General features: G+C 74.6%; 5 protein-coding genes and 5 pseudogenes. 9 read left to right on the forward strand and 1 reads right to left on the reverse strand.

Annotated elements, in window-relative coordinates; genetic code table 11:
- Positions 1-845, reverse strand: an 845-nt coding sequence (locus ACY5KJ_RS07660; RefSeq protein ID WP_462203064.1) for a hypothetical protein, incomplete at its 3' end; no start/stop codon positions are given.
- 31 nt (positions 846-876) lie between these two features.
- Here ACY5KJ_RS07660 and ACY5KJ_RS07665 point away from each other — a divergent pair.
- The 9 genes and pseudogenes from ACY5KJ_RS07665 to ACY5KJ_RS07705 form a co-directional block, all read left to right on the forward strand.
- Positions 877-1125 carry an acyl carrier protein gene (locus tag ACY5KJ_RS07665; RefSeq protein ID WP_462186306.1) on the forward strand — a complete coding sequence of 83 codons (249 nt, stop codon included), beginning with the start codon at positions 877-879 and terminating at the stop codon, positions 1123-1125.
- Entirely contained in the window at positions 1122-2654 is a 1533-nt protein-coding gene (locus ACY5KJ_RS07670; RefSeq protein ID WP_462186305.1) for an AMP-binding protein, read from the forward strand. Before ACY5KJ_RS07665 ends, ACY5KJ_RS07670 begins: the two co-directional genes overlap by 4 nt.
- A gap of 84 nt (positions 2655-2738) precedes the next feature.
- A pseudogene (locus ACY5KJ_RS07675) lies at positions 2739-2906 on the forward strand (hypothetical protein); the annotation flags it as partial.
- A gap of 115 nt (positions 2907-3021) precedes the next feature.
- Entirely contained in the window at positions 3022-3471 is a 450-nt protein-coding gene (locus ACY5KJ_RS07680) for a polyketide synthase dehydratase domain-containing protein (protein ID WP_462203065.1), read from the forward strand.
- 90 nt (positions 3472-3561) lie between these two features.
- A pseudogene (locus ACY5KJ_RS07685) lies at positions 3562-4995 on the forward strand (SDR family NAD(P)-dependent oxidoreductase); the annotation flags it as partial.
- A 299-nt stretch (positions 4996-5294) separates the two neighbouring features.
- A pseudogene (locus ACY5KJ_RS07690) lies at positions 5295-7116 on the forward strand (type I polyketide synthase); the annotation flags it as partial.
- 117 nt (positions 7117-7233) lie between these two features.
- A pseudogene (locus tag ACY5KJ_RS07695) lies at positions 7234-10233 on the forward strand (beta-ketoacyl synthase N-terminal-like domain-containing protein); the annotation flags it as partial.
- A 394-nt stretch (positions 10234-10627) separates the two neighbouring features.
- Positions 10628-13993 (forward strand): annotated as a pseudogene (locus ACY5KJ_RS07700) (SDR family NAD(P)-dependent oxidoreductase); the annotation flags it as partial.
- Positions 13994-14286: 293 nt separating this feature from the next.
- The coding region (locus ACY5KJ_RS07705; protein ID WP_462203068.1) for a KS-MAT linker domain-containing protein at positions 14287-14472 on the forward strand (186 nt) is incomplete at its 3' end.

A 14472-nucleotide genomic window follows, 5' to 3' on the forward strand; every position in this document is an offset into this window, starting at 1 on the left:
GTGGCCAGCCCGTCGAGCCGCAGCGCCAGCAGGCGGTCCACGTCGGTCGGCGGGCCGATCGCGGTGCACGTCACGCCGTAGCAGGACGAGATCACCGGCAGCAGGTCGGCCAGCGGGGTCGGGGCCGGGAGCGCGAGGGTGTGGACGCCCTCGCCGGGCGCGACGGCCTGGCCGGCGACATCGCGGGCGCGGGCGAACACCAGCCCGGTGCCGCGGTCGGGCAGTCGCAGCGGATAGTCGCGGAAGTAGTCGGGCAGCCGGTCCGTCACCTCGGCCACCACCGAGTGGACCGCGTCGAACAGGTGGTGGGGACCCGGCGGTGTCTCGCCGAGCGCGACCGCCCGCTCGTCCACCACGGGCGGCACCCGTACCACCCGCCAGGCCACGCCCGCGGCGAGCGCGCCTTCCACGACCTCACGCTCCAGCGTCGCGTGCCCGGTCGGGCCCACGTGCACCAGTCGGGTCGCGCCCAGGCCGCGCAGCGCCCGCAGCACGGCCCGGACCGCGGTTGGCCGCGGTCGAAGCGCCACCCACCACACCTCGTCGGCGTGAGCGTCGGCGAGCACGTCGGGCAGCCCGCGGGGGTCGGCCACCTCGCGCTCGAACGCCCTCCGGCGGGCGGCGGCGGACGTGTCGAGGTTCAGGACGAACTCGCGCAGCGCGCTCGCCGATCCCGCCAGCGCCACCAGCCGCACGTCCGCGTCGGACAGGCGGCGAGCGGCGATATGGCCCGCGAGCACGGGCGAGGCGCCGACGATCAGTACGCGGGGCAACGGCTCCTCCTCTTCGGCGGTCGCATCGTGGCCGCCGCGGCGACGCCGGTGCTGCTCAAGAGTGCGCAGCACGGTCGCGGTCGCATGATTAGCGTCACGCGCCGTGAACGGTTCGTGGGACGACACCTTCGACAGACTGGTGCGGTCGGCGTTGGCCGAGTATCCGCCGGAGGCCCCGCTGGAACTGGGGACGCCGCTGCCGGCGCACGGCATGGACTCGATGGCGATGGTGGGACTGGCCGCCGCCCTGGAGACCTCCTACGGCTTCAGTTTCCCGGCCCCGGCCCTGGTGCCCGCCACCTTCGCCACGGCGGGCACGTTGTGGGACGCCGTGCGGGCCGCGCGCCGGTGACCAGATCCGACGACCTGGCGCACCAGGGCTCGACCAGGCTGCTGGACGACTGGTTCCGCGACGGCCTGCGCCGCAATCGTGACGGGCCGGCGCTGCGCGTGCTGGACCGTTTCTGGACCTATGCCGAGGTGGACCGCGGTGCCGCGGCGTGGGCCGCGACCACGCCGCCGGAGGCGTACATCGGTTTCCTGGCCGCGCTCTACGCGGGCGCGGCGGTGGTGCCGCTGAACCCGGAGAACCCGGTGCGCCGCAACGCCGCGGTGCTGCGGGCCGCCGGCTGCGAGGCCCTGATCGTCGACCCGGCCGGCGCGGCGCAGGCGGCGGAGCTGGTGGCGGGCGCCTCGCTGGCGGCGCTGCTGTCGCCCAGCTCGCCGGTCGTGGTGCCGCGGGATGTGGTGCCGCGGGGTGTGGCCGTACCGACCGTGGTCGAGGACGCGGACTTCGTGCGCCCGGACCGGTCGCCCGACGAGCTGGCCTACGTGCTGTTCACCTCCGGGTCGACCGGGGTGCCGAAGGGCGTGCCGATCACCCACCGCAACATCTCCACGTTCATCGAGGTGAGCCTGCCCCGCTACGACGTGGGCCCGGACGACCGGTTCAGCCAGATCCACGAGACCACGTTCGACCTCGCGCTGTGCGACCTGTTCCCGGCGTGGGCGACCGGGGCGTGCGTGTGCGTGCTGTCGCGGCTGCAGGCGCTCGACCCGGTCCGCTGGGTGCGCGAGTACGGCCTGACCGTGTGGCACAGCACTCCCAGCCTGGTCCGGGCGCTGCGGCTGCGTGACGCGCTGTGTGCCGGCAGCCTCGGCGGGCTGCGCCACTCGGCGTTCGCCGGCGAGCAGCTGCCGGTGGACGCCGCCCGCTACTGGTACCAGGCGATGGGCGACGGGGTTGTCGACAACCTGTACGGGCCGACCGAGGCCAGCATGGCGTGCACCGCCTACCGGTGGCACCCGGACAACGGCGACGTGGGCACCGTGCCCATCGGCTGGCCCAACGAGGGCACATCGCTGCTGGTCGTGGACGAGGCCGGGCGCGCGGGCGCCCAGGTCGGGTCGCTGCTGGTCGACGGGCCTCAGGTGTTCGCGGGCTACCTCGACCCGGCCGACGACGCCGGGCGGGTCGTGGAGCGCGACGGCCGACGCTGGTACCGGACCGGCGACCGGATCCGGGTGCGCGCGGACGGCGCACTGGTGCACCTGGGCCGCGAGGACAACCAGGTGAAGATCAACGGCTACCGCGTCGAGCTGGGCGAGGTCGAGGCCGCGCTGGCCCGGGTCGCCGGCGTGGACGTGGTGGCGCTGACGGTGCCTGGCGGCGCCGGGCAGGTCCTGGTGGCCTACCTGCTCGGCGGCCGCGAGCCCGACCTGGTGGCCGTGGCCCGCGCGCTGGCAGACGTGCTTCCCGGCCACATGCTGCCCAGGCACGTGTGGTGGCAGCCGGAACCGCCGTTGAACGCGCATGGAAAAGTCGATCGGATGCTCCTTTTCGGTGAAGCCGGCCGTCGGCTCGCGTCGGCCAGGGCCTGAGTGAAGGTCGGAGTCGACGATGGAAAAGGCTCATTCATGAAGGACGACCGGATCGAGTGCCGCTTCTCCCTGGGCGACGACGACATGGTGCTGCGGAACCACAGCGTCCACGGCGTCCCGGTCATGCCCGGCGCGGTCTTCCTGGACGTGGTCTGCCGTGTGCTGAGCGGGCGCGGCCTCGACCCCGCGCGGACGTCGTTGCGCGAGGTGCTGTTCACCACGCCGATCGCCGCGCGCCCCGGTTCGGCCCTCGAGGTCCGCGTGCTCGTCGCGCCGCCGTCGGGTGGGGTACGCGCGGTGTCGGCGCAGAGCCGACCCGTCGGCGGCAGCGAGTGGCTGCCCCATTTCACCGGCTCCCTGGTCGACGATGACGGGCCGCCACCCGCGCCGATCGACCCGCGGGCGCTGGTGCTGCGCTCCTCGCGGCACAAGGACATGGAGGAGCTGTACCGGCAGGCTCGCCGGCGAGGGCATCGAGCACGGTCGGCCGATGAAGGCGTTCGGGCCCGTCCACCTGCTCGACGGCGGCCTGCTGGCCCGGCTCGACCTGCACCCGGAGGACCAGGGCGACGAGGGGTTCCACCTGCACCCGGCGAAGCTCGACGCGGCCACGCTGGTGGCGTTCGGCCAGGTTCCACCGCCCGGCGGCGACCCGTTCATCCCCGTCTACATCGACAGCTTCCGCTCCTTCCGACCGCTACGCGGTCCTGTGTGGGTGCGGGTGCCAGCGGTGGAGACGGTCCCGGAGTCGGGCGAGGTCATGCGCAACGATGTCGAGCTCTACGAGGACAGCGGCCGCCCGGTGGCGCGGCTGTAGGGTCTGACGTGCAAACGGGTGCGGCACGCGGGGCTGATCAGGAAGCTGGTCGAGGAAGCCGGGGCGGTGGCGTTGACCGGGCCGGACCTGGTGGCGTACCTGCGGGGGGTTGTCGCGGCCCGGCTGGGCCGGGAGGCGTCCGGAGTGGACACCCGGACCGGGTTCCACGAACTCGGGTTGGACTCCACGGAGATGCTCCAGCTCAGCGCCGATCTGGAGACCCTGGTCGGGGCGAGGCTGTACCCGACCCTGCTGTTCGAGCACAGCACGGTCGACAGCCTCGCCGCGCACCTGGGCGAGCACTACTCGATCACGCTTCCCCCGTCTCCGGCCGGGCCGACGGACACAGCGCTGCCGGTTGTCGGGCTGCCGGCTACCCGGCCGACGGCTACCTGGCCGACGGACACATCGCCGCCCGCGACGTCCGGGCCCGCCGACGCGGTGGTCGCCTGCCTTCAGGTGTTCCGTCCGACGTGGACGGCGGCCCCGAGCCGGTCTGATCGTGCCGACGTCGGGACCATCCTCCTGGTGGCGGTCCAGGACGACATCGCCGTCGCGTTGGCCGGGCGTGGCCGCGTCGTGCGGGTCCCGCCAGACCGTGACGCGGTCGTCGGCGCGCTCGTCGGAGAGGACGACCTCACGTCGGTCGTCGTGGGCCTGCCGCCGGGCCCCCTCGACGCCTTCGCCACCTGCGCCGCGGTGGCCGCGGCGCTGGCGGAGCACGGCGGTCGCCGAGAGCGTCGAGTCCTGTTCGTGCACCGCGTCATGGACAACCGAGACGAGCCGGGCGCGGCGGCGGCCGCCGCCTTCGCGCACACTGTCACGGCCGAGACGCCGTGGTTGCGGTGCCGCGCGGTCGGCGTGGACCAGGCGGGCGACGTGGGCGAGGCGGTGCTCGCCGAACTGCGTGACGGGGGCGAGGACACAGACCTCCGCCACGCGGGCGGGCGGTTCGCGCGCCGGCTGGCGCCCGGTGCCCCGGCCGGCACCCCGCTCACCCTGGGCGCCGCGTGCCTGGTGACCGGCGCGACGGGTGGTATCGGCGCGCTGGTCGCCGAGCACCTGGCCCGGCGGTACCAAGCCCGGCTGGTGCTCAGCGGGCGCGGTCCCGTGCCGGAAGCACTGGTCGAGCGGTGCCGGGCCCTCGGTTCCGAGACCGTGTACCTGCGTGCCGACGTGACCGCCCAGGCCGACGTGGCCGCTCTCGTCGCCCACGCCCGCGACCGGTTCGGCACGATCGACGCCGTCTTCCACTGCGCGGGTGTGGTGCGCGACGGGCTGCACTTCCGCAAGCGCTTCGCCGACAGCGCGGCGGTCCTGGCGACGAAGGTCACCGGAACGCTCCATCTCGACGCGGCTACGGCCGACCTGCGGCCGAGGATGGTGCTGTTCTCCTCGCTCTCGTCGATGATCCCGAGCCCTGGTCAGGCCGACTACGCCTTCGGAAACGCCTTCCTCAACTCCTTCGCCGCGGCCCGAGGCGACGCCGTGGCCATCGCCTGGCCGTACTGGTCCGAGGGCGGGATGCGGACCACCGCCGAGGCACTGGCCCGCGCGGCGGCGGACGGGCTTCATCCGATGCCCGCGGACGCGGCGCTCGACCTGCTCGACCGCGCGTTCGGCGACGGCCCGGTACTGGTCGCCGCACATTCGGAGCAGCCGCTGCGGGCACCGGCCCTGACGCGACTCCTGGTGCCGGCCACGCCCGCGGATCCGTCGCCCGCCACCGTGCGGGAACGGGTGACGGCATGGCGGCGGAACCGCCGCCGGCCACGGCGCGGGAACGTGCGCCGGACGAGGACGGCCTCGCGGTCGTCGACGACATCGCGGTCGTCGGTCTCGCGGGCCGCTATCCGGGCGCGGCCGACGAGGAGGAGTTCTGGCGCAACCTCGTGGCCGGTCGCGACAGCGTCACCGAGGTGCCCGCCGACCGCTGGGACCACGCGGCGATCTTCGACCCCGAACGCGGTCGCGCGGGCCGCACCTATGGTCGCTAGGGCGGGTTCGTCGACGGCGCGGACCAGTTCGACCGCGCGTTCTTCGGCATCTCCCGCCGCGAGGCCGAGCGGATGGACCCGCAGGAGCGCCTGTTCCTGACGACGGCGTGGCAGGCACTGGAGGACGCCGACTACCCGCCCTCGGCGCTGCGCGGGCGGCGGGTCGGCGTGTTCGTCGGCGTGATGTGGAACCACTACCAGTTCGTGACCGACCAGGACGGCGTGGCGCCCACCGCGCTGCACGCCTCGGTCGCCAACCGCGTCTCCTACACCTTCGACCTCGACGGCCCGAGCATGGCGGTCGACACGGCCTGCTCGTCGTCGTTGACCGCCGTGCACCTGGCGTGCGAGAGCATCCGGCGCGGTGAGAGCGGCCTGGCCGTCGCCGGCGGGGTGAATCTGATGGTGCACCCGCAGAAGTACCTGCAACTCGCCCACGGGCAGTGGCTGTCCAGCGACGGGCGCTGCCGGGCCTTCGGTGCGGGTGGCGACGGGTACGTGCCCGGTGAGGGTGTGGGCGCGGTGCTGCTCAAACCGTTGCGCGCGGCGCTGGGCGACGGTGATCGCGTGCTCGCCGTGGTCAAGGGCACCCGGATCAACCACAGCGGGCGCACCAGCGGTTTCACCGTGCCCAGCCCGACCGCGCAGGCGGAGCTGGTTCGTGACGCGGTGCGCGCGTCCGGTGTCGACCCGCGTCACGTCGGCTACGTCGAGGCGCACGGTACCGGCACCTCCCTGGGCGACCCGATCGAACTGGAAGGCCTGCGGCGTGCCTTCGAAGGGCGTGGCCGGGCCGCCGCGGTGCGCGATCGGGTCGGTGAAGTCCAACATCGGCCACCTGGAGAGCGCCGCCGGCATCGCCGCATTGACCAAGATGATCGGGCAGCTGAGGCACCGCGTGCTGGTGCCGTCGCTGCACGCGGCGGAGCTCAACCCACAGCTCGACTTCGCGGGCTCGCCGTTCGCGGTACAGCGGGAGGTCCGCGACTGGCCACGTCCCCAGGGCGGGCGGCGGACGGCTGGCGTCTCCGCCTTCGGCGCGGGCGGGTCGAACGCGCACATCGTGGTCGAGGAGGCGCCCGAGGTGGAGCGCGCCGCGCCTTTCCCCGGACCCGCGTTGTTCGTGCTGTCCGCCAAGGACGAGGAGGCGCTGCGGGAGCAGGCGCGGGCCATCCGCTCGTACCTCGAGCCCGGCACGGCGGTCCGCGGCGGTCGCGAGGTTGTCGCCGCCCACCTGGGAGTGCCGGAGTCGGCACTGTCGGGTGCGGAGGCGTTGGCGGACCTCGGCTTCGACGCGGCCGGTCTCGCCGCGCTGCGCCGGGAGCTCGACGGCGACCCTGATCCCTGGACGACTGTGGACGGGCTGGTGGTCGCCGGCGCGACGCCCCGGCTGGACGATGTGGCGTACATGTCGCGGGTCGGTCGGGAGCCGATGCGGCGGCGGTTCGCGGTGGTGGTCGACAGCGTGGCCGCGCTGCGGGCGACCCTGGACCGGGTGGCGCGCGGCGCCGAGCCGGAACCGGGGGAACACCACGGCACCGCGGGGTCGGGGAAGCGCGGCGACCTGGTCGCGGCGTACGACGCGGGGCGCCTGGACGAGGTGGCGCGTGCCTGGGTGGCGGGCGCGGAGGTCGACTGGGCGCGTTGCGCGGCGCCGACCGGTCCGGCCCGGCCGAGGCGGGTGTCGCTGCCGGGGCACCCGCTCCGCGAGGAGCGATGCTGGGTGGGCGGCTGGCAGGCCGCGACCGGCGTCGAACGGATCGGGATGGAGCGGGCCACGACCGAGCCCGAGCCGGTCGGGTCTGAGCCGGTTCGCGTCGAGTCGGTTCGGGGCGAGCCGGAGCCTCGTGACGTCGGCGCTCGTCCGCGGAGCTCGTCCAGGCACGGCGTGGATCTGCGCGTGCTGGACAGCGGTGTGGCGCTGGTCCGGCTGCTGTCCCCGACCTTCGACGCGGAGCAGGTGCGGCTGCTGAGCGAGCGGTTCGCGCGGGTCGCCGCCGATCCGGCGGTCAGGGCGGTCGTGGTGACCGGTGACGGGCCGGTGTTCTGTATGGGCGCGGAGTTGGCGGAGTTGGCGGAGCTGGCCAATGGCCGCAGCCGGTTCACCGACCAGTCGTTCCTGTACAAAGGCCTGCTGCGCTGCGACCGACCCGTGGTGACCGCGATGCAGGGTCACGCGGCGGGCGGCGGGCTCGCGTTCGGCCTGTACGGCGACGTGGTCGTGATGTCCGCGGACGCCACCTACGGCGCGACCTTCGTGAACTACGGCATCACACCCGGCATGGGCGCGACCTACATCCTGGAGCGGCGGCTCGGTCCGACGGTCGCCGCCGAGCTGATGCTGACCGGCCGCTCGCTGAGCGGCGCTGAGCTGGCGCGTCGCGGGGCGATGGTGCGGGTGGTGCCCGGCGCGGAGGTGCTGGCGGTGGCGCTGGACCTCGCGCACGGGATCGCGGCGAAGCCGGAGCCCGCGGTGCGGGCGCTCAAGGCCGAGCTGGCCGGACGGGCGCTGGGCGAGCTGCCGGAGATCATCCGGCGGGAGGCTCGGCTGCACGACGATCTGGTCGGCGAGGGGGTGGCCGCGCGGGTGCGCGAGCACGCGAGCCGCACGATCGGGGTGGCCGCGGAACCCGCCGTCGGGCCTGCCGCCGAGCGTGTTGTCGAGCGCGCCGCTCGTCCCGCACCTGCTGTGGGGCTCGAACCCGCGGTGCCGGAGATCGACGAGGTGCGGGACGCCGTGGTCGCGGCCCTGTGCTCCGTGCTCTACCTCGACGAGTCCGAAGTGGACCGTTCGCTGACGTTCGCCGACATGGGCCTGGACTCGATCGGTGCGGTCGAGCTGGTGCGCGGGCTGAACCCGCGGTTCGGCACGAACCTGGACGCGGCGGCGGTCTACGACCACCCGATGGTCGATGCCCTGGCCGAAGCCGTGGTGTCGTCGGCTGCCGGCCGCGCGCGCCTGGTCGCCTCGGCGAGCAGCGAGCCGGCGGCGCCCGAGACCGACCCGGTGGTCACCGAGAAGGAGTCCGCGCCGGCCCTGGAAGCCGAACAGCCGTCCCGGGAACAGCTCGCGCGGCGGACGACGGCATCCGTCGCACGGGCGACGCGGCCGCTGGTACTCGCGGTCCACGCGGGTGGCGAGCGCGGGCCGATCGGTCCCGAGCCGCGCGGCGACACCCGAGTGACGCTCACCCCCGTGCCGGCGGCACGCCGGGAGACCGCCGCGGCCGCACCCGGCCCGCGACCGGACGACATCGCCGTGATCGGCATCGCCGGCCGGTTTCCCGACGCGCCCGACGTGAGGGCGTTCTGGCGCAATGTGGTCGAGGGCCGCGGTTCGATCACCGACGTGCCCGCCTCCCGGTGGGACGTCGACCCCTGGTTCGACCCGGACCAGCAGGTGCCCGACCGCACGAACAGCAGGTGGGCGGCCATGCTGGACCGGGTCGACGAGTTCGACGCGCCGTTCTTCGCCCTGTCCCCGGTCGAGGCCGAGGCGATGGAGCCGCAGCAGCGGCTGTTTCTCCAGGAGGCGTGGACGTGCCTGGAGGACGCGGGCTACGGCGGCGACCGTGCGCCCGGCCGGTGCGGTGTGTTCGTCGGGTGCGGCGCGGGCGACTACGACCAGGTGCTCGCCGAGGCGGGGCAGCGCGACACCGCCCACGCCTTCCTGGGGCTGTCGCCGTCGATCCTGCCCTCCCGCATCTCCTACCTGCTTGACCTGCGCGGCCCGACGATGGCCGTGGACACGGCGTGCTCATCCTCGCTGACGGCCGTGCACCTGGCGTGCGAGAGCATCCGGCGCGGCGAGTGCGAGAGCGCGCTCGCGGGCGGCGTGGCGGTCATGACGACGCCGCGCCTGCACATCCGCACCAGCAACGCGGGCATGCTGTCGCCGACCGGGCGCAGCATGCCGTTCGACGCCGACGCCGACGCCGACGGGATCGTGCTCGGCGAGGGCGTGGGCGTCGTGCTGCTCAAACCGTTGGACGCGGCGCTGCGCGACGGCGACCACGTGCGGGCGGTGATCCGCGCGGGCGGGGTCAACGGCGACGGGCGCACCAACGGCATCACCGCGCCCAGCGCGAACGCGCAGGCCGAACTGATCCGGTCGGTGCACGAGGCGGCCGGCGTGACGGCCGAGGACATCGACTACGTCGAGGCGCACGGCACCGGCACCACGTTGGGCGACCCGATCGAGGTCAAGGCGTTGCACCAGGTGTTCGGCCGCGACCCCCGGCGGGCCGGCCGGTGCGTGCTCGGCTCGGTGAAGGGCTCCATCGGACACACCACGATGGCGGCGGGCATCGCGAGCCTGCTCAAGGTGGTGCTGGCGCTGGAACACGCGACGCTGCCCCCGGCACCGTGGTTCCGCACACCCAACCCGGAGATCGACTTCGTGGGCAGTCCGTTCCGGTTGCCCGCCCACGCCGAGCGGTGGCCCGCGCGGCGGCGGGTGGCGGCGGTGAGCAGTTTCGGGTTCAGCGGCACCAACTGTCACCTCGTCGTGGAGTCCGCGCCCAGCCCGCCGGACGTGCCGGAACGCCGGGCCGGGGGTCGGGCGGTGGTGGTCCTGTCCGGCCGGACGGGCGAGGCGCTGGACCGGCGCGTCGCGGATCTGACGACCGCGCTCGACACCCCGCTCGACACCCCGCTCGACCTGGCGGACGTCGCGTTCACCCTCGCGGTGGGGCGCAGACACCTGCGCCGGCGGCTCGCGGTGGTGGCCTCGGACGTCGAAGAGCTGCGTGCCACGCTCGCGGCTGTGCGTGCGGGCGAGCTGCCGCCCGGCTCCTACCGGGGCGCGACCACCGGTGCGCCGTCGGACGAGCTGCACCGGCTGGCCGCGTCGTACGCGGCCGGCGAGGACGTCGACTGGTCGGCGCACCTGCCGGCCAGGCGTCGCGTCCCGCTGCCCACCTACCCCTTCGAGCGCCGGTCGCACTGGCCCGTGTCGACGTCCACGCCAGAAACGGCCGCCCCGGCGGCGTCCAGGCAGGAAGCCGCGCCGCGACCGTCATCGTCACCGTCATCAGTGCCAGTGCCAGTGCCGGGGCCGGGGCCGGAGTCGGAGTCGGCGGTCGGCGGTCGGTCCGCTGGCGTGTCAGCTGACCCCCGACCACTGGATCGTGGCCGATCACCAGGTGGCCGGCAGGCCGGTGCTCCCCGGTACCGCGGCTGTCGAGCTGGTGGTGGACGCGGTGCGGCGCGGTGGGCACGACCTGCCGGTGCGGCTGCGGGGCGTGCGCTGGCTGCGGCCCTTCGTCGTGGACGAACCGCGGCGGGCTCGGGTCGAGGTGTCCGAGGGCGAGTTCACCGTCGACGCGGGCCTGGGTGAGCCCGCCGCCGTGCGTGGCGCGATCGGGGCGGTCCCCGACGCCACGCCCGCAGTGGAGGCGCACGAGATCGCCCGCGCCCTGCCCGACGTGCGCGAGGGTGCCGACCTCTACGCCGCCTTCGCCGCGGCCGGGCTGGCCTACGGCCCGGCGTTCCGGCTGGTCCGCTCCGTGCGCCACGACCGCGACACGGCGGTCGGCGAGCTGGCCGCCCCGCCGAACCCGGATGGGTTGACGGTGCACCCGGCGCTGCTCGACGCCGCGCTCCAGACAGCCGCGGTGCTCGTGTCCGACGCCGGGGGGCCGTGGTTGCCGTTCGTCGCCGATCAGATCGACGTGCTGGCCCCGGTTTCCGGTCCGGCCCGCTCGGTCGTCCGGCGGCGCGGCGGGATGTTCGACGTCGACCTCGTCGATCTCGACGACGTCGTGTGCGTGCGGGTGCGCGGCCTGTTGCTGCGCCCTCACCGCGATCCGCTGGCTGGGCTGGTGCGCGTGCCACAGTGGCGGGAGGCACCCACGCCCGGCGCCGCCCCGCGCCACGGGAAGACGGTCGTGCTGCACCCGGCTGACCTGGCGGACACCGCGGACACGCTGGCCCGCGTCCTTCCCGACGCCCGGCTGGCGTGTCCGGGGGAGCGGTTCGACCTGGACTGCGACGCGCTCTATGTGGTAGCCGACGCGGCGGGCGCGCCCCGGCTGGACGGTCGCAGCCGTAACGCCGAGGCCCTGTTCCCGGTGCTGCGCGACCTCGCCCGGGCCAGGCGCGGCGGGCGGCCGCTGTCGCTGCGTGTGGTCACCAGCGGCGCGGTCGCACTGCCCGGCGACCCGGACGGGCCCGACCCCGACCAGGCGGCCCTGCTGGGGCTTCTGGGCTCGGTAGCCGGGGAGTGGCCGGACTGGTCGGTGTCCGTGCTGGACTTCGACGTGTTCGACGCCGTTCGGGCCGTGGCCGAGCCCGGCGCCGACCGGGTGGTCGCCTGGCGTAGCGGCCGACGTCACGTGCGGGTCTTCCACCCGGTGGCGGCCGGGCCCGGTCAGCCGTTCCGGGCGGGCGGGGTGTACCTGGTGGTGGGCGGCGCGGGCGGCATCGGCCGGGCGCTGACCCGGCACCTGCTGCGCACCGCGTCGGCGCGGGTGGCCTGGCTCGGCCGCAGCGCCGACGTGGAGGTGCCGCGGGGAGTCGAGTACCTTCGCGCGGACGTCACCGACCCCGCCGCGGTGGCCGCGGCCGTGGCCTCGGTACGCGACCGCCTCGGGCCGATCGCCGGGGTGTTCCACGCCGCGATGGTGCTGCGGGACCGGACCGTCGCGAACCTGGACGACGACACCTTCCGCGAGGTCATGGCGCCCAAGGCGGCCAGCACCGCCGCGCTGTTCCAGGCGGTGCGCGACGAGCCGCTGGACTTCCTGGTGTTCTTCTCCTCGGCCGCCGCCGTGGTCGACAGCCCCGGACAGAGCGCCTACGCGGCGGGCAGCGCCTACCAGGACGCCTACGCCCTCGCGGTCCGTGCCGACTTCCCGGTGCTGAGCGTCGACTGGGGGTACTGGGGCAGTGTCGGCGCGGTCGCCGACGCCGAGCACCGGGCCCGGCTCGCGGCGCTCGGCGTGGGGTCCGTCGAACCGGCCGAGGGACTGGCCGCGCTGGACGCGCTGCTGACCGCGCGCGTGCCGCAGGCGTTGGTGGTCAGGGCGTCCCCGGGATGGTGGGCCCGACTCGACGCGCCGGAGGCCTACGGGCAGCGGCGCCCTGTCGTGGCGGACGCGCGGCGGACGGCTCGGGACTACGTGCGCGCTGTGTTCGCCGAGGTGCTCAGGCACCGCGCGGAGGACCTCGACGACGACGTCACGTTCGACGAGTTCGGCGTGGACTCGCTGATCAGCCAGCAGATCGTCACCCGGCTGGAACGGGATCTCGGTGACCTGCCGGCGACGTTGCTGTTCCAGCGACAGACCATTGCGGCCCTGGCCGACCACCTGACCCGGGAACGCCCCGACAAGGTGGCGGCCGTGCTCGCGACGCCGGGCACGGCCGGGGCGACCAGCCCCGGGTCGTCGCCGCGCGGCGGTTCGGCGCCCGGCGCCGCACCTGCTACCACGGTGGTCGGTGCGGCATCCGGCGGCGCTGTCTCGTCCCCCGCGCCCGAGGGGATCGCCGTGATCGGAGTGAGCGGGCGATACCCCGGCGCGCCGGACGTGCGGGCGTTCTGGCGCAATCTCGCCGCGGGTGTGGTGAGCGTGACCGAGGTGCCGCGGGAGCGATGGGACTGGCGGCCCACCTACGACCCCCGGCCGGGCACGCCGCAGCGTTCTCCCAGCCTGTGGGGCGCCTTCCTGGAGGACGTCGACCGGTTCGACCCGGCGTTCTTCTCGGTCCTGGCCCGTGAGGCGGCGTTCCTCGACCCCCAGGAGCGGCTGTTCCTGGAGACGGCGTGGAACCTGCTGGAGGAGACCGGCTACCTCGGCGAGCACACCCGCGAACCGGCCACCGGCGTGTTCGTCGGCGTCATGTACGGCACCTACGGGCAGCTGGGCGCGACCAGGTGGCACAGCGGCGAGCTGGCGGGCGCGCACTCGTCGCGGTGATCGATCGCCAACCGGGTGTCGTACTTCCTCGACCTGTCCGGCCCCAGCTACGCGGTGGACAGTGCCTGCTCCTCCTTGCTGACCGCTGTGCACCTGGCGTGCGAGAGCATCCGGCGCGGTGAGTGCCGGATGGCCGTCGCGGGAGGGGTCAACCTCGTCCTGCACCCGGCGCACCACGTGTCGCTGAGCGCGCTGAACATGCTGTCCCCGGATGGGCTGTGCAAGGTCTTCGACGAGGGCGCCGATGGCTTCGTGCCCGGCGAGGGCGTGGGCGCGGTGCTGCTCAAGGCGCTGGACCAGGCCCTCGCCGACCGTGATGACATCTGGGGCGTCATCCGCGCCTCGTCGGTGAACGCGGGCGGCAGGACGGCCGGCTACACGGTGCCGAACCCGAACGCTCAGGCGGCGCTGATCTCCGACGCGCTGCGCCGGGCGGGCGTCGCCCCGGCCACCCTCGGCTATGTCGAGGCGCACGGCACCGGCACCGCCATGGGTGACCCGATCGAGGTCGCCGCGCTGGTGGAGGCGCTGGGCCCAGGCGAGCGACGCGGGATCGGCTCGGTGAAGTCCAACATCGGCCATCTGGAGGGCGCCGCGGGCGTCGCGGGGCTGACCAAGGTGCTGCTCCAGCTGCGTGCCGGGCAGCTCGCGCCGACCGCGAACCTCGGTCGACTCAACCCCGCGATCGACTTCGGTCGCAGCGGTCTGGAGCCGGTGCGGGAGCTGCGTGCGTGGACCGGGTCGCCTCGGCGGGCCGGGATCAGCTCGTTCGGCGCGGGGCCCACGTGGTCGTGGAGGAGCATGTCGCCGCGCCGGAACCGGCGGCGCGGGTCACCGGGCCGCGGTTGTTCCTGTTGTCCGCCCGCACCACCGAACGGCTGCGGGAGTACGCCGGACGGGTGGCCGATCACGTCGCCGACGCGGGGATCGCCGAGCTCGCCTACACCAGCCAGGTCGGTCGCAGGCATCTCGGTGAGCGGCTGGCCGTGCTCGCCGGGGACACCGCCGAGCTGGCCGACCTGCTGCGGCGCTTCACCGACGGCTCCCCGGCCTCGGGGGTCGTGGTGGGCACGGCCGCGGCCGGT

This window comes from Frankia sp. CcWB3 (assembly GCF_977927595.1).

Bases quoted from the DNA above. Each gene is read 5' to 3' on its own strand.
- ACY5KJ_RS07680 (WP_462203065.1), top strand. From the start codon at position 3,022: ATGACGGGCCGCCACCCGCGCCGATCGACCCGCGGGCGCTGGTGCTGC.